Origin of the sequence: Glaesserella parasuis (assembly GCF_017352235.1) — a bacterium.
GTDB lineage: Bacteria > Pseudomonadota > Gammaproteobacteria > Enterobacterales > Pasteurellaceae > Glaesserella > Glaesserella parasuis.
Genome location: NZ_CP071487.1, coordinates 1,617,180 through 1,639,636 on the forward strand (window position 1 = coordinate 1,617,180; position 22,457 = coordinate 1,639,636).

Here is a 22,457-nt window from a genome sequence, read left to right on the forward strand (position 1 = left end):
GGCGATATTTTATCTATGAAAAACATCCTGAATTAAATATAGAAAAGATAACAAATAGGTTAGATGGATTATTTAAAGAACCGAAACAGAAATTATCAGTTCATAATGGATTAACGAAAAAGCATAAGATTATGTTTATAAAGGATTTTTTAAATAAAAAGAGTTGGTAATAATTAGGGAAAATAATTAAAACCAACACTTTTGTCTATGATCAATATACTAGCACCTGAATATTGACTTAACTTCCGACAATAGAAGGGACTAACTTTTATTATTCATCAAACAAGACTAGTTCTTTTTTTTCTATTTCTGGTGGATTATCACATAACCAATTTGCTAAACGGGCATAATCCGCAAGCGATAAGTTTTCCGCTCGTGCATTCAAATCTACCCCTAATGCCTCTAACTGCTCTACACTAAACAGCGTAGCAAGTGCGTTGCGTAATGTTTTACGACGTTGATTAAAGGCTTGTGTGGTCACACGATTTAGCCAGTAAATATCTTTCACTGGGTACGGCAGTGTTTTATATGGTACTAACCGCACTACTGCAGAATCCACTTTCGGAGCAGGTTTGAATGCCGTTGGTGGCACTTCCAACACGGGCATTACTTGACAATAATATTGCGCCATAATGGTTAAACGCCCGTAGGCTTTGCTATTTGGTGCAGCACATAAACGCTTAACCACCTCTTTTTGCAACATAAAGTGCATATCTTGAATTAAGTCGTGGAATTTAAAGAGATGGAACATCAACGGAGTTGAAATGTTGTAAGGCAAGTTACCAAACACTTTGACAGCTTTGCCATTCAAGGCTAGGCTATCAAAATAGGCACGGAAATCAAAACGCAACGCATCTTGTTCAATCACAGTTAATTTTTGATGTAAAAACGGGTGATGGCGTAAACGTTCTGCAAGATCACGGTCTAATTCGACCACAGTAAGATGATCTACTAGATCTGCCACTGGCTCAGTTAATGCCCCCAAGCCTGGACCAATTTCCAATAAAAATTGATCTTGCTGCGGATTAATTGCCGCAACAATATTATGAATAACGTTTTGGTCGTGTAAAAAGTTTTGACCAAAGCGTTTACGAGCGGTATGCCCTAAATGTTTTTTTGAATTTGAACTCATTGGATACCTTAATAAGCGGTTATGTTCCCACTGATTTTTATAAATTTAATAAAGTAAAGAACCTCGCATATGCGAGGCTCCCTTAATTATTAGATAAATTAAAAATATTTTATATCTAATTTACTTCTCAATACTTTTATCCAATCTTTTGATGCCACTTGCACTTGTTTATCAATAAGCTGCTCGTAAGCTTTCTGTAAATAAGCATCTTCCGTACGATCTCCTCTGCGAGTATCAGTAACTTTTAGTATATGCCAACCAAATTGTGATTTAAAAGGAGATGAAATCACATCAATTTTACTTTTACTTGCAATGTTAGCAAAAGTTGAATCATAGGCATCTAGAAAATTAAAACCGAGATCTCCCCCATCAATACCAGATATATAATCTACAGAGTTAATTTTCGCTGCTTCTTCAAATGTTATTTTACCAGATTTAATGTCAGCGGTAATTGATAGTAATTTTGCCTTAGCTTGCATATCATTTAAGATTGGCGTCGTTTTAATCAATATGTGACTAATACGATATTCTGTAGCGGAAACTGTTTCAAGTGTACCGTTTGTTTTTGCTTTATCTAGCATATCCTTCGCTAAAGATTGAACATCTTTCGGATCTACTTGAATAGAATTTCCAATACTTTGTTGCCGAACTTGTTCCATTAAAAGCTGATGAGCAAGTTGTTGACGATACTGACTAAGACTAATGCCCTGATAATCCAAAGCATCAAGTAGTTGGCCATATGTTATACCATTTTGAGCAGCAACATCTTCCATCATCTGATCAACATAAGCATAGTCTACTTTTATACCAGATTCTTTAATCGCACGTTGCACAACGAAATCATCAATAATAGTCTCCAAAGCCGCTTTACGATTAGCTTCCGTATTCGCTTTTTTACCCAAAGCCTGTTTTACTTGACTCTGCATAATGGGATAACCATCTACTGTTGCAACGACTCTCTCTTCCGCATTAGCTGAAGAAAATGCAAATAAAGCAAAACCTGCGATAAATAATGATTTTACTTGTGTAAACTTCATTTTAATTTCCTATGAATATTGTAGATAAAAAATTCCTGCTACTTAGAAGGCTATTCTAGCAAAAGGTTCACAAAGATTGAATTTTCTTAATCACATTTGTGGTCGAACAACCGTTTTCAAAGTTGAGTACACGAACCTCGCCACCATTTGCCCAAACTTCTTGGCTACCTGCAATCTCTTCTGGCTTATAATCGCCGCCTTTTACCAATAAATCAGGCAAAATTTCCCCAATTAAACGTTGTGGCGTGTCTTCACCAAATGGCACAACCCAATCGACTGAAGCAAGCCCTGCTAACACCGCCATACGCGCGTCTAAATCGTTAATCGGACGACTTTCCCCTTTTAAGCGTTTTACGGATTCATCAGTATTCACCGCAACAATCAAACGATCACCTAGCTTACGTGCATTTTCAAGGTAAGAAATGTGTCCTGGGTGAAGAATATCAAAGCAACCATTAGTCATTACGATTTTTTCACCACGTGTTTTTGATTGTTGAATAATTGCTTTCAACTCTGCTTCAGATACCACTCCAAAACCTGTTTCAGCACGTTGATGTATTGCCTGTTCTAGTTCACTTGGGCTAACGGTTGATGTCCCTAATTTACCCACCACAATTCCAGCCGCCGCATTCGCTAAATAGCACGCTTCTTCTAAAGGACGACCATCTGCAATCGCAGTTGCTAACACGCTAATCACCGTATCGCCAGCCCCTGTGACATCATAAACTTCCTTCGCTTGGGTCGGTAAATGGAATGGATCTTGATTTGGACGAAGTAAGGTCATCCCTTTTTCTGAACGAGTAATCAGCAATGCCGACAAATCAAAATCGGCTATCATTTTTAAGCCTTTAGCCACGATTTCGCCTTCATCATTGCAATGCCCTGCAACCGCTTCAAATTCAGACATATTTGGCGTAAGCAGTGTTGCACCACGATAACGCTCAAAATCCGTTCCTTTCGGATCAATTAACACAGGCACATTTGCTTGACGTGCAATTTGAATCATTTGTTGAACGGCATCAAGCGTACCCTTGCCATAATCTGACAGGATCAACGCACCGTAAGCGGTAATTTCTGCTGCTAATTTTGCAAGTAACGCTTGGCAATCTAAATTATGAAAACCTTCTTCAAAATCTAAACGTAATAATTGCTGATGGCGAGAAAGAATGCGTAATTTGGTGATCGTTGGGTGAGAATCTACCGCAACACATTGATTTTGAATACGATGTTCGCTTAACAGTTTATCCAACGCTCGCCCTGCATCATCATTACCCACTAAACCGTGTAAAGTGACAGGTACGTTCAGGCTCGCAATATTCATTGCCACGTTTGCCGCACCGCCAGCCCTATCTTCTCTCTCTTGAACTTTGACAACAGGCACGGGAGCTTCAGGCGAAATACGGTTAGTGGCACCAAACCAATAGCGATCTAACATCACATCGCCAAGCACCAATACTTTTGCATTGTTAAATTGCGGGGAATATTGCATCATCATAGCTTCAATCTCTTATCTTTTACTTTTCTTAATAAATTTCATCAAGCGTTTACGTTTACGCAACTGGCTTGGGGTCAATTTATTCTTCTTACCTGCAAATGGGTTGTTTCCTTCTTGGAACAACACACGGATCGGCGAACCAATAATTTTCAAACTCTTACGGAAATAGTTAGACAAATAACGCTTATAAGAGTCAGGCAACTTCTCAATTTGATTACCGTGGATCACAATGATCGGCGGATTATAACCACCTGGGTGCGCATATTTTAATTTCACACGGCGGCCATTTACCAACGGCGGCTGATGATCGTCCATCGCTAACTGCAAAATTCGGGTTAGCATTGATGTTGTCATCTTCTTCGTTGCACATTGATAGGCTTCTTGGATTGAACTGAATAAGTTGCCCACGCCACTGCCGTGTAATGCAGAAATAAAATGCACTCGTGCAAAATCAATAAAATCTAAACGGCGATCAAGCTCTGATTTCACATTATCTTTAATATCCTGTGATAAGCCGTCCCATTTATTGACAACGATCACCAACGACTTACCTGCATTAAGAATAAAGCCCAACAGCGATAAATCCTGATCAGACACACCATCACGAGCATCGATCGTCAATAAAACCACATTCGCATCTTGGATCGCCTGTAAGGTTTTAATCACCGAGAATTTCTCCACCGCTAAATGCACCTTACCACGCTTACGCACCCCTGCGGTATCAATGATGGTATATTGCTGGCCATCACGTTCCATAGGGATATAGATCGAATCACGCGTCGTTCCCGGCATATCGTAAACCACTACACGTTCTTCACCTAAAATACGGTTAGTCAGTGTCGATTTACCCACATTTGGGCGGCCTACAATGGCAATCTTAATGTTTTTATCGTCGGTTTCTTCCTGATCCTCTTCCAATGCTTCATCTAATAACGCCGTATCTTCTTCGTTATCAAAGTCAAAATCGCTATCCCATTCGTCTTGTTCATCATCTGCAACATTTTCATCGGAATCGACCGCTTGTGCTTCTAATTTTTCCGCAAGGGGAGCTAAAACCTGTTCGATAAGCTGTGTCACACCACGCCCTTGTGCCGCAGCGATTGGCTCTACTTCGCCTAAACCTAACTGATAAAATTCCGCAATATGAGAGTCTGCATCAATACCGTCCGTTTTATTTGCAACTACCACGGTTGTTTTATTACGCTGACGCAAATATTGTGCAATACCTACGTCCGCAGGCAATAACCCAGCACGAGCATCAACTAAAAATAGCACTACATCTGCTTCTTTAATCGCTAACAGCGACTGTTCTGCCATTTTCTCTTCAACACCTTCTTCAGTACCATCAATACCGCCCGTGTCAATCACAATAAAATCGTGTCCGGCAATATTTGCGTGACCATATTTACGGTCACGGGTTAAGCCAGGGAAATCTGCCACTAACGCATTACGGGTACGAGTTAAGCGGTTAAATAACGTAGATTTTCCTACGTTAGGTCTGCCCACAAGGGCAACAACAGGAGTCATATTACAACCTCATTTAAAATCGGTTTACGAACATCTTACGCAAAATACGTACATTATATCGTACTTTAAAAGAAAACGGAGAAAATAATAAAGAGCGGGTGATGAAGAGAGTTAGGGCAAAATAGTACCCTAACAAAGAGTTATTCTTCTAATTTCAATGCTTTAGAAAAACTTTGCAGACCTTTAACATTGCTATTTTTTGCCATTGCTTGTAAGGCTTGTGTTGGAATGTGTAATAACTGATTTGTAAGTTTATAACTCAATTCATTTAGTACTTTTTCGCAATCCTGCCCTTGTTGCAAGGCACTCAACGCTTTTTCAAGTAAATCTAAACGAATCTCTTCAGCATTTTGGCGATAATGTTTAATTAAATTGGTTGATTGTTGCTGTTTCAACCAAACAAAGAAATCTTTTGCCTCCTCAATAACAATTTCTTTCGCTTGCTCTGCTGCCTGCTGACGTTGAGCTATATTCTGCTGAATGATATTTTGTAAATCATCTACACTATAAGCATAAATACTATCTAGTTCTCCCGCTTTTTCATCAATATCACGAGGAACAGCAATATCAATCAATAACATTGGGTCAAAACGGCGTTGTTTCTGTGCTTGTTCAACCATTTCTTTAGTAATCAAAATATCTGGACTACCTGTTGAACAAATCACTACATCTGCTTGATTTAAACCGATTTGCAATGCACTTAACGAAAGAATTTGCATTGGAATATCTAGTTTCACCGCTAACATTTCTGCTCGAATATGAGTTCGGTTAGCAATCATAATATTTTTTGCCCCGTGATTAATTAAATGGCGAGCCACTAGTTCTATAGTTTCACCAGCACCAACTAATAAAAAACGGAGTTTTTTAAAATCATCAAAAATTTGGCGAGCTAAGCCACAAGCAGCATACGCAACGGATACCGCACTACTACCGATTTCTGTTTCAGAGCGGACTCGCTTTGCTGTAGCAAAGGTTTTCTGAAATAGCCGAGAAAGATTGGTGGAAACGCCACTTCCTTGAGAATGATAAAATTCTTCACTCTCTTGGTATGCCTGTTTCACTTGCCCTAGAATTTGTGGTTCTCCTAAAATTAACGAGTCTAAACCACAAGCGACACTCATTAAATGACGAGCAGCTTCAAGGTTTTGCTTGAAATAATAGGCCTCGCTTAATTCCTCTTTATCTAATTGATGAATTTCAGCAAACCAATTAAAACACTGTTCACGCCAAGCAATATTATCAGGGTGTTCTTCTTGAGGGGGAATTTTAGGCTGATGGAAATAAAGCTCAGTACGATTACAAGTAGATAAAATTACAACACTTTCTGCTAGGCTTTGATCACGAATTTGCTCAAATGCACGCTGACGTTTGTCTTCTACAAACGCTACTTTTTCTCGCAAGCTCACTGATGCCGTTTTATGATTGATACCTAATGCTAAAATTGTCATTGTTACCCACAAAATAAAAAAGGTGGAAACCACCCGAAAAGACGGAGCATTTTAATCAATCCATGCGGTTGGTGCAAATAATTGTCTTAATAGGTTTGATTTATAACAAGTGAATAACATTTTATGACGTATAAAGTGGTAAGATTTTTTAAAATTTTGTAAATCTAAAAAATCCCCACGATTTTGGAGTGATTTCAGTTATAATACTTCAAAGCAGTTTTACATTGTCAAATTCTGTCAAGAACCCTTTCAGTTAAGCGTTATGGAGGACTTATGGTTGCGATTCGCCATTCACACCGGCTCGATCCGAACAATTTTGAGTTGGCTAGTTGGAGTGCTGGGCTACAGATGTCGCCTATTACCTTTGAACAATTACTGATTGCGTGGCGATATGCACAGGAAAAAATCGATATTGAACAAAATCACTTGATGTGGTTTGGGGTTGAATTGGTCGAGATTTTGCATAGTTTGAATATGGACGATGATAGCCTTGTCGCTGCCTTACTTTTCCCTCTTGTGAAGCAAAACATCATTGATTTAGTGCAGATTAAAGAGCATTTTGGTAATGATGTGAAAAATCTCGTCAAAGGCGTGTTGGAGATGGATAACGTTCGCCAACTTAATGCCAGTCACGCTTCCGATCTTCAAATTGATAATATTCGTCGTATGCTTTTAGCAATGGTGGACGATTTCCGTTGTGTTGTGATTAAACTTGCAGAGCGAATTGTCTATTTGCGTGATACCGAACGCTTAAGCGAAGAAGATCTGGTATTAGCCGCAAAAGAGTGTTCTCATATTTATGCACCGCTCGCTAATCGTCTAGGAATTGGGCAGTTAAAATGGGAGCTGGAAGATTACTGCTTCAGAGCCTTACACCCTCAGGAATATCGTCAAATTGCGAAATATGATTTAGGTGAACGCCGTTTAGATCGGGAACAATATATTGCAAATTTTGTCGAGGATCTGACCGCCTGTCTGCAAGATGAGTTAGAGAGTGTGCAAATTTATGGTCGCCCTAAACATATTTATAGTATCTGGAAAAAAATGCAGAAAAAACATCTGCGTTTTGAGCAGTTGTTTGATGTGCGTGCGGTTCGGGTGATTGTGCCGAATTTGCAAGATTGTTATACCGCTCTTGGCATTGTACATACACATTACAAACATTTGCCTGAACATTTTGATGATTACATTGCTAACCCTAAACCTAATGGCTATCAGTCTATCCATACGGTTGTTTTGGGCGAAGGTAATAAAACCATTGAAGTGCAAATTCGTACGCAAAAAATGCACGATGATGCAGAATTGGGCGTTGCGGCACACTGGAAATATAAAGAAGGTGCAACGGCTGGGCGTTCAGGCTATGAAGAAAAAATCGTTTGGCTACGCAAGTTGCTGGATTGGCAGAAAGATATTGCCGATTCGGGCGATGTGGTGGCTGAAATGCGTTCTCAAGTCTTTGATGATCGTGTTTATGTCTTTACTCCGAAAGGGGAAGTGGTTGATTTACCGAAAAATGCCACCCCTCTTGATTTTGCTTATTCAATCCACAGCGAAATTGGTCACCGTTGTATCGGAGCTAAAATTGCAGGACGAATTGTGCCGTTCACCTATATTTTACAAATGGGTGATCAAGTTGAGATTATTACGCAGAAAAACCCAAACCCAAGCCGAGATTGGTTAATTCCAAGTCAAGGCTTTGTGAATACAGCAAGAGCTAGATCTAAAATTGTTGCTTGGTTTAAAAAGCTAGATCGTGATAAAAATATTCCGCTTGGTAAAGAGATGTTAGAAGCGGAGATGGCTAAATTCAACTTTAGCCAAAAACAGATTGAGGATTTAGCCCTACCTCGCTACAACTTAAAACAAATTGATGATCTTTATGCAGGCATTGGTGGCGGTGATATACGCTTACATCAATTAATGCACTATTTGCAGAGTAAGCTCATCAAAACCACTGCCGAGCAAGCCGATGAAGCGATCTTAAAACAGGTGGCAAATAAATCTCAACAGCAACAGAAAAACCGTAGTGGTTTTGTTGTAGTTGAGGGAGTTGGAAATCTAATGCACCACATTGCCCGTTGTTGTCAGCCTATTCCAGGTGACGAGATCGTTGGTTATATCACACAGGGGCGAGGTATTTCTATACACCGTTCTGATTGCGAACAGCTCTTTGATTTACGCAGTAGTAGCCCTGAACGAGTGGTGGAAGCAGAATGGGGCGAGAGCTATGCTTCAGGCAAATTTAGTTTGACCATTCGGGTGATTGCAAATGATCGCAATGGCTTATTGCGTGATGTTAGCGGTATTATGGCAAATGAAAAAGTAAATGTGTTAGGCGTATCAAGTCGCACCGATCCAAAACGTTTAATTGCAACAATGGACGTTCAAATTGAGCTAAATAATGTGGAATTGTTGGATAAGTTACTAAAACGTATTCTACAAATTGATGATGTGATTGATGCGAAAAGGTTGTCAAATTAATAAGGAATAACAATGCAAACATTAAATATTCTTTCGACTAAAGAGTTGGAATTTTCACTTTTTTGCATTGATTATATTGCAAGAGAATTAAATCAAGAACCTAGTGAAATTTATCAAAAACTTAAAGATAGCTGTTTATTACAGGATTATATTATTCAGCATTATGATATTTTACATACCTTAGGAAAGGATTATTTAGTTAAAGATATTATTGAATTAATGAAAGAAAAAGGGGTGTTATGATAACTATTCTTCCCCCGCTTGCGGGGGAAGTACCGCCTTTAGGCGGGGTTGGGGGGAAACGATATAAACCTTTATCTCTATAAAGCCCCCATCCCCCTAGCTATTGCTCGGGGACTTCCCCCATAAATGGGGGAAGAATTTTTGATTTAGATTTTGGAAACCGCAACACCTTATTTTAAAAGGAAGCGAAAAAGTATGAAAGCTCACCCTGTATTATTACAACGAAAATATACGCGGATTATTTCTCTTTTTGCTCAAGAAAAAAATATTTCTCTTGGTGAAGCTTTAGATAAATTTATGTATTCAAATACTTATTTATTAATGCGAAAAGGCATTGGTGACTTTCATTGTTTATCTGACGGCTATTTAGTTGATGAATTATTAATAGAATATGAGCAAGATAAAATAATATCATCTCATCAGTAATTATATGTTTAATAAAAAGAATAGGATTTAATCGATCAATGCAAAAATTAGTCATTTTAGGTTCAACAGGCTCTATCGGAAAAAGCACCCTTTCTGTGGTCGATAATAACCCTGAGCAGTATCAAGTTTTCGCTTTAGTTGGCGGAAAAAATGTCGAATTAATTACCGAGCAATGTCAACAATATCAACCACGTTTCGTGGCATTAGATGATGAACAGGCAGCTGCAAAATTAAAAGAAAATCTCACCGCTTTAGGATTGAAAATCGAAGTTCTCGCAGGGCAAAAAGCGATTTACGAACTGGCTTCACACCCTGAAGTGGATATGGTAATGGCGGCAATTGTGGGCGCGGCAGGCTTATTACCGACGCTCTCAGCGGTGCAAGCAGGCAAAAAAGTCTTGCTGGCAAATAAAGAATCATTGGTCACTTGCGGACAAATTTTTATTGATGAAGCTCGCAAGTCAGGTGCTAAATTGCTCCCTGTCGATAGTGAACATAACGCCATTTTTCAATCATTGCCAGAAGCACAAGAAAAAGTAGGTTTCTGCCCGCTTGCAGAACTAGGGGTAAGTAAAATTATTCTCACGGGGTCAGGCGGGCCTTTCCGTACAAAACCATTGAATGAATTTGGTCAAATCACCCCAGCTCAAGCTGTTGCACACCCGAATTGGTCTATGGGTAAAAAGATTTCGGTGGACTCTGCTACAATGATGAACAAAGGGTTGGAATACATTGAGGCTCGTTGGCTCTTTAATGCCTCAGCTGATGAAATGGAGATCATCATTCACCCACAATCTATCATTCACTCAATGGTACGTTACATTGACGGTAGCGTCATTGCACAAATGGGCAATCCTGATATGCGAACCCCGATTGCTCACACAATGGCATATCCAAACCGTATCTACGCTGGCGTTGCTCCATTAGATTTCTTTAAATTAAAAGAACTCACCTTTATTGAACCTGATTTTGCTCGTTACCCTAACTTAAAATTGGCGATAGAGGCTTTTGCCGAGGGACAATATGCTACAACGGCAATGAATGCAGCAAATGAAATTGCAGTAGAGGCATTTTTAAACGATCAAATCCGTTTTACAGATATTGTCGAAGTTAATCGTCAAGTTGTCGAAAATATTGCCCCTGTTCAAGTTAAAGAAATTGCCGATGTTCTACATATTGATAAATTGGCAAGAGAGGTGGCGAAGCAGCATATTTTACAATTTTAAGAGTATTATAGGCAAAAGTGTTGGTTTTAATTATTTCCCCTAATTATTACCAACTCTTTTTATTCAAAAAACCTTTATAAACATAATGTTATATTTTCTCGTTAATCCTTTATGAACCGATAATTTCTGCCTCAGGTCTTTAAATAATCCTTTCAACCTATTTGTTGTTTTTTCTATATTTAAGTGAGCATATTCTTCAAAGGTAAATAAATATTTCATACAGTATTTTAAACTAGCATAAGCCCCTCTTACATTACGGTGTTTATAAGGAAAATATCCTTTCTCATTGGGATATTTAGACCGTTCATTTAAAAAGTCTTTATGTTTTAAATACCATTGATTTAATCTTAAATAAAATTCATTTTTGTGGCTTTCTTTTAGCCTTTTTACGAAGTATGTTCAATGCGAGTTTGTAATAGAAGTCTTTTTCTGTTTTGATGACACGGTGATAAACGACTTTTTTAGCTCGTGTATCCATTAAAACTAATACACCAAATTCACGACCGAAGAAGGTTACATCTGCAATAATATTTATATAAGTTTGTTGTAATGGAATAAATTCAGCTTTAGAGGACTTTTCAATATAACGTTGAATAGTTCTAATGGAACAGTGATATTTTTCGGCTAATTGTTTATAGGTTTGTTTTCCTATTGTGTAATCAGTCCAAATATCTATTGGATTTAATTTTTTTGTGAAAGAAAAAGTTTTATGACAGGACGAACAAAAGTATCTCTGAATATTATTTTTCTTTCCATACTTTTGGATATTGCGCTTAAGGCAAAAAGGACAGTTTTTTGTTCATATTTCAAAAAGTGGGCTTAAAGCCTTGTACTAGAAGGCTTTAAGCCACTTTTTACCAACACTTTTGTCTACTATGCCGGTTTTCTTCGTAGATTACTGTTTTTTAGCCCAATCTAAGAAACGTTTTTGTGTTTCTTTGTCTGCTTGTTGGAACCAGTATTGAAGTTGTTGTTCTGTGACATTTTCTCCTTGCACAACAATTTTCCCCTTATTAACTTTATTGGTATTATTTGCCATTGTTATTGGCATAGTTGATAATGCAAATTTTTGTACAGCAGCAACACCTTCACCAATATTGTAGTTTGCCAAGTTATTGATAATATTTGAATTAGGCATAAAACCTTCTCCTTTTAGGAAATCTTGCTTATATGTTAGCTTTTTTCCTGAAACAGTTTCAATTTTGAAACTGGGTGATTTCTTAAATTGTGCTATATCAAATTCACTATTTAAACTAGGTGCAAGGATTTTAATATCTTCAGTACTTCCTTCAAAAGTGAGAATAATAGGTTGAGACTCAAAAAAGGCACTATCAGAACCAGACTGATAGATACTGGATATTTCTACTACAACTTGGTGTAGATTGGTATCATTTACCTGTAAATTAGTATTTCTTCTTACTTTTTGTCCATCAAAAGCAAGAAAAGTTACATTTGAAGAACCCGTGATTGTACCTGCAAATGCCGTTGTTCCAGCGATGAGAGCTGTCATTGCAAGGGCAATTTTACCTAATTTCATAACATAATCTCCTAAAAGGGTATAAGGGTAAAAAACTGCTATATCCTATGCTAAATTTGTGTAAATAGAAAGAGAGAAATTCCATTCGTTGTCGATTTTTTATTGGAATTATGATAATTTTCCTCTGCTTAACTTATAACGAGAAAATAAAATGAGTGATGAACAACATAGCGTAAATACGCAAGACAAGAAGTCCTTTTTAAAGTCACTGTTTGGCGGTTTGTTTCAACAAGAGCCAAAAAATCGTGAAGATTTGGTCGAAGTGATCCGTGATTCTGCTGAGAATGAGCTAATTGATACGGATACTAAAGAGATGATTGAAGGGGTAATGGAAATTTCCTCTCTGCGTGTGCGTGATATTATGATCCCTCGTCCGCAAATTGTATTTATTGATGCCGAACAGCCATTAGAGGCTTGTGTTGATGTGATTATTGAATCGGCACACTCTCGCTTTCCTGTGGTGCATGGCGGTAAAGATACCATTGAAGGTATTTTGCTGGCAAAAGATCTGCTCAAATACCTACGTTCCGATTCTGAACCATTCAATATGGCAGAAATTCTACGCCCAGCCGTGATTGTCCCTGAAAGCAAGCGGGTAGATCGTATGTTAAAAGAGTTCCGTTCCGAACGTTTTCATATGGCTATTGTAGTTGATGAATTTGGAGCGGTTTCAGGCTTAGTGACCATTGAAGATATTCTTGAGCAGATTGTTGGGGATATTGAAGATGAATTTGATGAAGAAGAAATCGAACCTATTCGTCAGCTTTCTCAACACACCTACGCTGTGTCAGCCTTAACAGATATTGAACGTTTTAATCAGCAATTTGCAATTGAATTTGATGATGAAGAAGTGGATACCGTCGGCGGCTTAGTAATGCAAGCCTTTGGGTATTTACCAAAACGAGGCGAAGAAATCGAATTAGGCGGAATGATGTTTAAAGTCACCTCTGCTGACAGCCGTCGTTTAATTCAACTGCGAGTGACTGTCAGTGATGAACAATTAGCGTTAATGCAACAAGAGAAACAAGACGAATGAAAGCTGTAAAAAAATCGTCATTTTTAACCGCTTGTGCGGTCGCCTTAGTTTCAGGCGGAATAGGAACCCTAGCTTATTCTCCTTTCGACTATTGGTTTATCATCTTCTTATCTGCAAGCGGTCTGATTTGGCTTGCTACACACAACAATAAGAAAATCGCCCTATGGGGAACATTCTTATGGGCTGTCAGCTATTTTTGTATTGGGGTGAACTGGGTTCACGTTAGTATGATCCAGTTTGGTGGCGTACCTGAAATTGTCAGCTATATTGCCGTATTACTGCTCTCTGCCTACCTAGCCCTCTATTTTGGCTTATTCGCTTATCTGGTACAACGGTTTAAACTGGCTAATCCTTGGCTACTTGCAGTCATATTCACCGCTGCTGAATATCTACGGGGCGTTGTTTTTACAGGTTTCCCGTGGCTACAATTTGGTTATAGTCAAATTGACAGCCCGTTTGCAGGAATTGCACCGATTTTAGGTGTAGAGGGGTTGAGCTTTTTTGTAATCGTTATCAGTGGTTATCTTGTAGCGATCTGCCGTGATCTCGCAAAAAAAGCTTCATTTCCAACCGCTTCCTGTGCAACTTTAGTTAGTCTATTGGCCCTTGCCTTTGGTTCACAATTTATTCGTTTTGTTGAAATCGATGAACAACAACCGCCAACAACAATGGCACTGGTACAAGGTAATATCGAGCAGAAAATGAAATGGGATCCAGCCCATTTTAACTACACCGTAAGAACCTATCAGCAACTGATATTACCGTTACTTGGTAAATATCAGGTAATCGTTTTGCCTGAGTCGGCAATTCCTGCTGTAGAAGCTCAAATTGAACCTTTACTACAACAGTTACAAACCGTTGGGGCTAAAACAGGCAGTGAAATTATTATTGGTACGCTACACCAAACGCCAAAAGATATATTTAACAGTGCCACCGTACTAGGCAATCCGCAGCAACCCTACTCGCTCGAACAATCGCCTCGTTACAATAAACATCACCTTGTCCCTTTTGGCGAATATGTTCCTTTTGGCAATTTGCTAGATTGGATGAGGGAAGTCTTTGTTTTACCTATAAATTTATCGCAAGGGACATTTATCCAGTCGCCACTACAAGCGGCTAACAGAGCCTTTAATTTAGCGATTTGCTACGAAATTATCTTCACTGATCAAGTTCAGCAAAATCAAAAAGCTCACCAAGCCGATTATCTTCTCACGATTTCCAACGATGCGTGGTTTGGCACGAGTATAGGTCCTTGGCAACATTTTCAAATGGCAAGAATGCGAGCTTTAGAGCTAGGCAAACCGCTAATTCGTGCGACAAACACAGGCATTACCGCCTTTGTCGATGCCTACGGCAAAGTCACCGCCCAAGCTCCACAATTTGAAGCCACCGCCTTAACTGCCAGCGTGCCTGCAATGAAAGGGCAAACGCTGTTTGCTCAATATGGTAATAGCTTGCTGTATGTACTGTGTGTACTGTTATTACTATTAGGGGCAGTGATGAGAAAAGTGAGAGTAAATACTTTCAATTTGTAAACATTGGTCTAAATTTTAATCAGTCAAACTATTTTTATGAACTTTAAAGAAATATCGCACACTAACAAGCGTGCATTCAAGAAAAATAAAAACAGCGTAGAAGTTAGGAGAACGCAAAACGATGAGTGAGCAAAGAGCCGATCAAGAATTGGTTGAGCTTGCACAAAATGGTGATAAGAAAGCGTTTAATTTACTCGTCGTGCGTTACCAAAATAGAGTAGCTGGGTTGCTTACTCGCTATATCGCAAGAGACGATATTCCAGATATTGTGCAAGAAACTTTTATTAAAGCCTATCGTTCATTAAATGCTTTCCGTGGGGAGAGTGCTTTTTATACTTGGCTTTATCGAATTGCTGTAAATACGGCAAAAAACCATTTAACCGCCTTAGGCAGACGACCACCGAAAGAAGATATTTTAGCTGAAGATGCAGAAGTTTATGATGGTGGGGTGCAGTTGCGTGAGGCTGATACACCAGAAAATTTGGTGTTGTCTGAAGAATTAAAACGTGTCGTGTTTGACACAATTGAAAACCTACCTGATGAGCTTAAAACGGCAATTACGTTGCGTGAGCTTGAAGGGCTGAGTTATGAAGAAATTGCAGAAACAATGCAATGTCCTGTGGGTACGGTTCGTTCCCGAATTTTTAGAGCAAGGGAAGCGATTGATGCCAAAATCAATCCGCTTTTGTAGCAGAATTAAAATACTTTGGAGTTATCTATGCAACATAAAGAAACACTTTCCGCCTATATGGACGGACATAAAGAAAGCGGTGATTTCGCTGAAACTTTATGCAATAGTGCTGAGTTACAAAAAACGTGGGCGAACTACCATACTATTCGTAGCGTGATGCGAAGTGAAGAGCAGATTTTGGGTAGTGATTTCTCTGCAAAAATGGCTGCGTTGCTCGAAAATGAGGAGATTGAGGCGGTGGCTGAAGCTCAACAAAGTGAGAAACCAAGAGGTATGTTACTCAAATTGAAACGCTGGGCAACACCGTTAATGCAGGCGGGGATTGCAGCTTCTGTCTGCTTGGTAGCCGTTTGGGGTGTGAATATGATGAACAGCAGTGAGGAAGTGGCTCAAGCGGAGCAACCTGTATTGCAAACCTTGCCTTTCTCAAATTCTGTACAGCAAGTAAGCTATAATGCGCCAGCCAAAGATCAGCCGACAGCTGAACATTTGGAGTATCAGCAACGCCGTATTAATGTGCTGTTGCAAAATCACGAGTTACAACGTCGTACTAGTGCAGGAAATGTGACTTTAACGGAAGATGAGAAACAAAAAGCACAAAACTCTTCCATTCAAGTGCCATTACAGCCACAAGCACAACCTCAAAATAATCAGTAACTTTTTATCACTCGAAGGGGCGTTTTAAACGCCCCTCTATTTTTTAATATGCCTATGGAAAACGAAATCGAACTAAAAATAATGCTACTGCCTGAAAATGTGCCGATGCTAAAGCAGTGGATAAATGCTCAACCTATCTTAGAACAAGGAAAAGAGCTGTTAGGAAATACCTATTATGATAGCCCCGATCTCTTTTTTGCGAACAACAAAATGGGATTACGGGTTCGTCATCAAAATCAGCAATATGAATTAACCCTTAAAATGAAAGGCGAAATTGTAGGTGGATTGCATATTCGCCCTGAATATAATCTAGCATTGCCTGATGCTCAGCCAGATTTTAAGCGGTTAGTTTCTCACTTTAATTTACCCTTTCCGCAAGCAGATTTATTAGACAGTCAATTACAACCAACCTTTAGCACCGATTTTGTGCGAGAGAAATGGTTGATTACAACGCCGACGGCTCAAATTGAAATTGCTCTCGATCAAGGCAAAGTGAAAAATCCTTTTGGGGAAGAAGCCATTTGTGAAGTGGAGTTTGAATTAAAACAGGGAATGCTAGCGGATTTAATTGCATTTTTAGCCACATTGCCTAAACAAGATGGAATGTGGTTTAGTAGCTTGAGTAAAGCCCAGCGAGGCTATTTGGTCGGACAGCCTGAGCAGATTGCAAAAGAGATCGATAAACTTACCGCTTGTGATATAGCACAATTATCAGAAAAAGCCCGTTATCAGTTAGAGCAACAGTTGGTGGACTTTTGGCGACTAATGCAATCGCCGAAATTAGCCGAAAAATTAGCGACGCTATATCCTCAGCAAGCAATGGAATATTTTACAGGGTGGGAGTACTTCAAGAGGAATTTGGAAAAGTTGAATGTTTGGATTTAAAAATGGCTATATAATTCTAATAATCTTCCTCTTATAGTAAGTAGGAGAGTAAATAATTGGCATAGTAGACAAAAAGTGTTGGTTTTAAAATTATTTTTCTAATTACCGCTAATTTTTTGTCTACTATGCCGCTTGTTATTGTTTACTGTATCAGGTTTATCTATTACATCGAAATAAACCAGGGCTGAGTCAGGAAATACCATCACCAGCCCTTTTACATTCATTTTTTATAACATAGGATATTAACTCCTACGTATAAAGCAGCTATAGTTTTGGACCTGCTGCAATTAATGCTTTACCTTCATCGTTGGTTGCATATTGCTCAAAGTTTTTCACGAAACGACCCGCTAGATCTTCCGCTTTCGCTTGCCATTGAGCTTTATCTGCATAGGTATCACGAGGGTCTAAGATCGCAGGATCAACACCAGGTAATGCTTTTGGAATTGCTAAATTGAAGATTGGTAATGAACCCATTTCTGCTTTTTCGATAGAACCATCTAAAATCGCATCAATGATACCACGAGTATCTTTAATTGAGATACGTTTACCAGTACCGTTCCAACCTGTATTCACTAAGTATGCTTCTGCACCTGATGCTTCCATACGTTTTACTAACACTTCTGCGTATTGTGTTGGGTGTAATGATAAGAATGCTTTACCGAAACAGGCTGAGAATGTTGGGGTTGGCTCAGTTACGCCACGCTCTGTACCTGCTAATTTCGCTGTGAAACCAGATAAGAAGTAGTATTTGGTTTGCTCTGGCGTTAATTTAGATACTGGTGGTAATACGCCGAATGCGTCAGCAGTTAAGAAGATTACTTTCGTTGCGTGACCTGCTTTTGATACTGGCTCAACAATGTTATCAATGTGATAAATTGGGTAAGAAACACGAGTGTTTTCTGTTTTTGAACCATCTGCGAAATCGATTGAACCATCTTCACGAACTACAACGTTTTCTAATAATGCGTCACGTTTAATCGCACGATAGATGTCAGGCTCGTTTTCTTCTGAAAGGTTAATAGTTTTCGCATAGCAACCACCTTCGTAGTTGAATACGCCATCGTCGTCCCAACCGTGTTCATCGTCACCGATTAATTTACGTTTTGGATCGGTTGATAATGTGGTTTTACCTGTACCTGATAAACCGAAGAATACCGCTACATCGCCATCTTCACCCACGTTTGCAGAACAGTGCATTGATGCAATGCCTTTTAATGGTAACCAGTAGTTCATCAATGAGAACAAACCTTTTTTCATTTCACCGCCGTACCAAGTACCGCCGATTAATTGGATTTTCTCAGTAATGTTGAATGCTACGAAATTTTCAGAATTTAAGCCTTGCTCTTTCCAGTTCGGGTTAGTTACTTTTGAACCATTCATTACCACGAAATCTGGTGTGAAGTTCGCTAATTCAGCCTCTGATGGACGGATAAACATATTTTTTACAAAGTGTGCTTGCCACGCAACTTCTGTTACAATACGCACTGCAACACGGCTGTCTTTGTTCGCACCGCAGAATGCGTCAATAACAAATAGACGTTTATTTGATAATTGGTTGGTAACAAGTTCTTTGATACTTTGCCAAGTTGATTGGCTCATTGGTTTGTTATCGTTTTTCACTTCGTCGCTTGTCCACCAAACGGTATCTTTGGTATTTTCATCTAATACGATGAATTTATCTTTTGGTGAGCGACCTGTGAAAATCCCTGTATCAACAGCGACCGCACCTGAAGTCGTTAAACGTCCTTTTTCAAAACCTTCTAACTCAGGTTTCATCTCTTCTTCAAAGAGTTGTTCATAACTTGGGTTATAAACAATCTCTTTAACGTTTGTAATGCCTAAAAGTGCAAGTTCTTGTTCAACACGATTTAACATAAATTCACCTCATATATGATTAAAGATTAAAATTTAAAAACTGGAGAGATTATAGAGTAATTATCCAAAAAAAATGTTACATACTTCAAATTTTTGAGAATTGATAAAAAATTTTTTTGATCTAGATTATATTTTTTGTAATTCGGGGTAGAATAGTTCATCTTTTTTATTGAATGGGGTAAAAGAATGCGAGTTTTAGTTGTCGTTTTAGCACTTTTATTAGGTGGTTTCCAGTATGCGTTTTGGTTTGGGCAAAACGGTTGGAATGAATACCAACAAGCTAAACAAGAAGTCACTCAACTGAAAGAAACTAATCAGAAACTGACCGCTCGTAATCAACTTATTCAAGCCGAAATCGAAGATTTAAAAACGGGTATCAATGCCCTTGAAGAACGAGCAAGGCTTGATCGTGAAATGGTTAAACCAGATGAAACGTTTTATCGCATCGTCCCAAGAGAGCAACGTTAATGAATAGCAAGCGAAAAATCATTGCGATCATTCCTGCTTCTGGCGTAGGTAGCCGAATGAATGTGGCTGTGCCTAAACAGTATTTAACCTTGCTGGGTAAAACGCTGTTGGAACATACGCTACAACCTTTTCTTGAACACCCTGCGATCAGCCAAATTATTGTGGCGGTATCCAAAGAGGATCGCTATTATGGCGATATTGCTCTGCTTAACTCTGGCAAAATTCAGATTGTGTTTGGTGGCGAAACTCGAGCCAATTCGGTATTTAATGCCCTTAATGCCATTGACGATGATACGGCTTGGGCATTAGTTCACGATGCGGCTCGCCCTTGTCTTAAGCGGTCAGATTTAGACAAACTTTTGCAGATTGAAGATAATCAAGGGGCAATTTTAGCAACCCCTGCAATTGATACGATGAAACGGACTAATGGCTCGCAGATTGCTCATACGGAAGATCGTTCAACCCTATGGCACGCCTTAACGCCACAGTTCTTTCCAGCGAAATTGCTCAAAGAGGCTTTACAATCGGCTTTTAAGCAAGGCTTAACCATCACTGACGAGGCTTCTGCGATGGAATTTGCAGGCTTCCACCCGTTATTAATTAATGGGCGTAGCGATAACCTTAAAGTCACTCGTCCTGAAGATTTAGCTCTCGCAGAATTTTATCTAACAAGAGGATAATAAGATGATTAGAATTGGACACGGTTTTGATGTTCACGCTTTTGGACAAGATCGTCCATTAATGATTTGCGGTGTTGCCGTTCCCTATCATACAGGCTTTATCGCCCACAGTGACGGTGATGTTGCTCTACACGCTTTAAGCGATGCTCTGATTGGTGCTGCTGCTCTTGGGGATATTGGTAAGCTCTTTCCTGACACGGATATGCAATACAAAAATGCTGACAGCCGTAAATTATTGATTGAAGCCTACCGCCAAGTTCAAGCAACGGGTTATGTGGTAGGGAATGTTGATATGACAATTATCGCTCAAGCCCCGAAAATGCGACCTTATATTGACCAAATGCGTCAAGTGATCGCCGACGATCTCAACTGCGATATTTCTTGCGTCAATGTCAAAGCCACAACCACAGAAAAATTAGGTTTTACCGGACGTGGCGAAGGCATTGCTTGTGAAGCGGTGGCGTTATTAATTAAACCAGCATTATGCAGTAGTTACAGAAATATTTAATTTCTTTCGTAGCATCAGTGTTCAAACCATATTTCATAAAGAGAGTATAGTAATGCTATTCAAAACACCTTTGTTACAAAAGGCTGTTAATAACATTGAAAAATTAAGGTAGAGTTTGCTCAACAATTTTTTTCTTTTAATTTGCTTTCCATTGGTTGATACAAAATTGTGGTAAACTATCGCCATTTTTTAGTTACTTAAAAATACTATGCCAACTGTCAATCAATCCTCTCTTGTGCCTTATAGTGCTGAACAGATGTATCGTTTAGTCAATGACTATGAAAAATATCCGCAGTTTTTATCAGGCTGTGTTGAGGCAACGACCTTAAGTTTAGGCGACAATGAACTCAATGCAGAATTAGTCATTCAAAAATTGGGGATTAGCCAACGTTTTAGCACCCATAATACGATGATACCAAATGAAAAAATCACAATGGAATTATTAAATGGGCCGTTCAAGTATTTACATGGAGCTTGGACTTTTCAGTCGTTTGATGAACAGAGTTGCAAAATCAGCCTAAATTTAGAATTTGAATTTTCAAGCCCGATGATTGGTATGGTGTTTGGCAAAATTTTCAATGAATTAACGCTCAAAATGGTGAATGCGTTTAAACAGCGAGCAAAAGAGGTGTATGGTGTCTGATACGCAAAAAATTGTGGTGGAAGTGATTTACGCTTATCCTGAAAAATATTTTTATAAGAAAATGGAATTAGACAATCCACTTTCCATTCAAAATGTGATTTTGCAATCGGGCGTATTGCAAAAACATACGGAAATTGACTTACGAGAAAATAAAGTGGGTGTTTTTAGTCGTCCTGCGAAATTAACAGATATGGTGGAAAATGGCGATCGCATTGAGATCTACCGCCCGTTAATCGCCGATCCTAAAGAGATTAGACGTAAACGAGCGGAAGAGCAGAAGAAGTAACCTATAAGGGTTATTTCACAATTTTGAATTTTTGTGTTGGGAATATTGTATCATTAATTTGTAGATCTAATGTATAGTCGCCAATTGGATCCGTGTTATCAAATTTCCAACAACGACGAATGAATTCGTTATTTACACTTTTCATTTGGCTTGTAATAGTATGCATTTTTCCATCTTTTGTTGATACTACATTATCGCCTTGCCCCCCCATCATTGTAGATTTTGCTGGGCTATTAAATATTTCAGTCGTTTTATTTTGAGCAGTAAAAGGTACATTGATTACTTCCCAGCATAATTGAATTTTTTTATTACTGATAGAGTATGTTGTGCTATTTAGTGACTTGGGGACTTCCCCACTAAAGTCAATTGTAGTGAGCACCATCATAGGGGGCTCTGGGGCAATCTTTACTGTTGCAGCAAATCCCATTGTAGATGGTAGAAGCAGACTAGTTATAGTAATAAGATATTTTTTCATCTATTTTTCCTCTGATTTTTGATGGGTATCACGCAGTTGTTGAGCGGCAATCGAAATTGCTTCACCGCTACTGATACCTTGTTGCATAAGTTGTTGAATTTGTTCAACGGCCTGTTGTTGCTGTTCGTGAGTTAAACTCAGTAGAGCATTATCCATTGTGAACCTC

The 22,457-nt window shown here is 38.9% G+C and carries 24 protein-coding genes; 14 read left to right on the forward strand and 10 right to left on the reverse strand.

The features are described 5' to 3' along the window. Positions 1–271: 271 nt before the first annotated feature. The 5 genes from rsmA to hemA all read right to left on the reverse strand — a co-directional run bounded on the left by rsmA (position 272) and on the right by hemA (position 6,639). On the reverse strand, positions 272–1,132 hold the full coding sequence (gene rsmA, locus J1G47_RS08235; protein ID WP_010786675.1) for a 16S rRNA (adenine(1518)-N(6)/adenine(1519)-N(6))-dimethyltransferase RsmA: 861 nt from the start codon (positions 1,130–1,132) through the stop codon (positions 272–274). A 98-nt stretch (positions 1,133–1,230) separates the two neighbouring features. Continuing rightward, a complete protein-coding gene (locus tag J1G47_RS08240; RefSeq protein WP_010786674.1) occupies positions 1,231–2,169 on the reverse strand; it encodes a peptidylprolyl isomerase in 939 nt (312 codons plus the stop codon). 67 nt (positions 2,170–2,236) lie between these two features. After that, a complete protein-coding gene (gene hldE / locus J1G47_RS08245) occupies positions 2,237–3,664 on the reverse strand; it encodes a bifunctional D-glycero-beta-D-manno-heptose-7-phosphate kinase/D-glycero-beta-D-manno-heptose 1-phosphate adenylyltransferase HldE (RefSeq protein WP_207326567.1) in 1,428 nt (475 codons plus the stop codon). Between the two features lie 12 nt (positions 3,665–3,676). Next, positions 3,677–5,191 carry a ribosome biogenesis GTPase Der gene (der, locus tag J1G47_RS08250; protein WP_010786672.1) on the reverse strand — a complete coding sequence of 505 codons (1,515 nt, stop codon included), beginning with the start codon at positions 5,189–5,191 and terminating at the stop codon, positions 3,677–3,679. A 140-nt stretch (positions 5,192–5,331) separates the two neighbouring features. Then, positions 5,332–6,639, reverse strand: a complete 1,308-nt coding sequence (gene hemA, locus J1G47_RS08255; RefSeq protein WP_016527775.1) for a glutamyl-tRNA reductase — start codon at positions 6,637–6,639, stop codon at positions 5,332–5,334. A gap of 273 nt (positions 6,640–6,912) precedes the next feature. On the opposite strand from hemA, the gene relA reads away from it, so the two are divergent. The 4 genes from relA to ispC all read left to right on the forward strand — a co-directional run bounded on the left by relA (position 6,913) and on the right by ispC (position 11,015). Further along, a complete protein-coding gene (relA, locus tag J1G47_RS08260; RefSeq protein WP_160402910.1) occupies positions 6,913–9,120 on the forward strand; it encodes a GTP diphosphokinase in 2,208 nt (735 codons plus the stop codon). A 12-nt stretch (positions 9,121–9,132) separates the two neighbouring features. Next, positions 9,133–9,363, forward strand: a complete 231-nt coding sequence (locus tag J1G47_RS08265) for a DUF3791 domain-containing protein (protein WP_010786669.1) — start codon at positions 9,133–9,135, stop codon at positions 9,361–9,363. A 153-nt stretch (positions 9,364–9,516) separates the two neighbouring features. Further along, the gene (locus tag J1G47_RS08270; RefSeq protein WP_234924157.1) at positions 9,517–9,789 is read left to right on the forward strand and encodes a DUF3791 domain-containing protein; all 273 of its coding nucleotides are present in this window, start codon (positions 9,517–9,519) and stop codon (positions 9,787–9,789) included. Positions 9,790–9,827: 38 nt separating this feature from the next. Next, entirely contained in the window at positions 9,828–11,015 is a 1,188-nt protein-coding gene (gene ispC, locus J1G47_RS08275) for a 1-deoxy-D-xylulose-5-phosphate reductoisomerase (RefSeq protein WP_207326568.1), read from the forward strand. A 358-nt stretch (positions 11,016–11,373) separates the two neighbouring features. Here the strand turns inward: ispC and J1G47_RS12320 are convergent, their stop codons facing one another. Next, entirely contained in the window at positions 11,374–11,781 is a 408-nt protein-coding gene (locus tag J1G47_RS12320) for a transposase-like zinc-binding domain-containing protein (protein ID WP_457769184.1), read from the reverse strand. Positions 11,782–11,910: 129 nt separating this feature from the next. Next, positions 11,911–12,552: a curli polymerization inhibitor CsgI-related protein gene (locus J1G47_RS08280; RefSeq protein ID WP_005710704.1), complete on the reverse strand. Its 642-nt coding sequence runs from the start codon at positions 12,550–12,552 to the stop codon at positions 11,911–11,913. A 151-nt stretch (positions 12,553–12,703) separates the two neighbouring features. On the opposite strand from J1G47_RS08280, the gene corC reads away from it, so the two are divergent. The 5 genes from corC to J1G47_RS08305 all read left to right on the forward strand — a co-directional run bounded on the left by corC (position 12,704) and on the right by J1G47_RS08305 (position 17,356). Further along, positions 12,704–13,588, forward strand: coding sequence for a CNNM family magnesium/cobalt transport protein CorC (gene corC, locus J1G47_RS08285; protein WP_010786666.1), 885 nt, complete (start codon positions 12,704–12,706; stop codon positions 13,586–13,588). Further along, the gene (lnt, locus tag J1G47_RS08290) at positions 13,585–15,123 is read left to right on the forward strand and encodes an apolipoprotein N-acyltransferase (RefSeq protein ID WP_160415929.1); all 1,539 of its coding nucleotides are present in this window, start codon (positions 13,585–13,587) and stop codon (positions 15,121–15,123) included. The genes corC and lnt overlap by 4 nt, the downstream gene beginning before the upstream one ends. A gap of 121 nt (positions 15,124–15,244) precedes the next feature. Further along, positions 15,245–15,814 carry an RNA polymerase sigma factor RpoE gene (rpoE, locus tag J1G47_RS08295; RefSeq protein ID WP_160405295.1) on the forward strand — a complete coding sequence of 190 codons (570 nt, stop codon included), beginning with the start codon at positions 15,245–15,247 and terminating at the stop codon, positions 15,812–15,814. Between the two features lie 27 nt (positions 15,815–15,841). Continuing rightward, the gene (locus J1G47_RS08300) at positions 15,842–16,471 is read left to right on the forward strand and encodes a sigma-E factor negative regulatory protein (RefSeq protein ID WP_005710685.1); all 630 of its coding nucleotides are present in this window, start codon (positions 15,842–15,844) and stop codon (positions 16,469–16,471) included. Between the two features lie 54 nt (positions 16,472–16,525). Beyond that, positions 16,526–17,356, forward strand: a complete 831-nt coding sequence (locus J1G47_RS08305) for a CYTH domain-containing protein (RefSeq protein ID WP_160415930.1) — start codon at positions 16,526–16,528, stop codon at positions 17,354–17,356. 264 nt (positions 17,357–17,620) lie between these two features. Here J1G47_RS08305 and pckA read toward each other — a convergent pair whose 3' ends face one another. Next, positions 17,621–19,231 carry a phosphoenolpyruvate carboxykinase (ATP) gene (pckA, locus tag J1G47_RS08310; protein ID WP_012621880.1) on the reverse strand — a complete coding sequence of 537 codons (1,611 nt, stop codon included), beginning with the start codon at positions 19,229–19,231 and terminating at the stop codon, positions 17,621–17,623. 186 nt (positions 19,232–19,417) lie between these two features. Here pckA and ftsB point away from each other — a divergent pair, with 186 nt between their 5' ends. The 5 genes from ftsB (at position 19,418) to J1G47_RS08335 (ending at position 21,816) form a co-directional block, all read left to right on the forward strand. Then, positions 19,418–19,699 carry a cell division protein FtsB gene (ftsB, locus tag J1G47_RS08315; RefSeq protein WP_010786656.1) on the forward strand — a complete coding sequence of 94 codons (282 nt, stop codon included), beginning with the start codon at positions 19,418–19,420 and terminating at the stop codon, positions 19,697–19,699. After that, positions 19,699–20,379 carry a 2-C-methyl-D-erythritol 4-phosphate cytidylyltransferase gene (ispD, locus tag J1G47_RS08320; RefSeq protein ID WP_010786655.1) on the forward strand — a complete coding sequence of 227 codons (681 nt, stop codon included), beginning with the start codon at positions 19,699–19,701 and terminating at the stop codon, positions 20,377–20,379. Before ftsB ends, ispD begins: the two co-directional genes overlap by 1 nt. A gap of 4 nt (positions 20,380–20,383) precedes the next feature. After that, on the forward strand, positions 20,384–20,887 hold the full coding sequence (gene ispF / locus J1G47_RS08325; protein ID WP_207326569.1) for a 2-C-methyl-D-erythritol 2,4-cyclodiphosphate synthase: 504 nt from the start codon (positions 20,384–20,386) through the stop codon (positions 20,885–20,887). A 208-nt stretch (positions 20,888–21,095) separates the two neighbouring features. After that, a complete protein-coding gene (locus J1G47_RS08330) occupies positions 21,096–21,530 on the forward strand; it encodes a type II toxin-antitoxin system RatA family toxin (protein ID WP_016527787.1) in 435 nt (144 codons plus the stop codon). Then, complete coding sequence (locus J1G47_RS08335; RefSeq protein WP_005710673.1) at positions 21,520–21,816, forward strand: RnfH family protein; 297 nt, start codon at positions 21,520–21,522, stop codon at positions 21,814–21,816. The genes J1G47_RS08330 and J1G47_RS08335 overlap by 11 nt, the downstream gene beginning before the upstream one ends. 10 nt (positions 21,817–21,826) lie before the next feature. Here J1G47_RS08335 and J1G47_RS08340 read toward each other — a convergent pair whose 3' ends face one another. After that, entirely contained in the window at positions 21,827–22,291 is a 465-nt protein-coding gene (locus J1G47_RS08340; RefSeq protein ID WP_021112461.1) for a hypothetical protein, read from the reverse strand. Next, on the reverse strand, positions 22,292–22,447 hold the full coding sequence (locus tag J1G47_RS08345) for a YoaH family protein (protein ID WP_021116533.1): 156 nt from the start codon (positions 22,445–22,447) through the stop codon (positions 22,292–22,294). Positions 22,448–22,457: the final 10 nt, after the last annotated feature.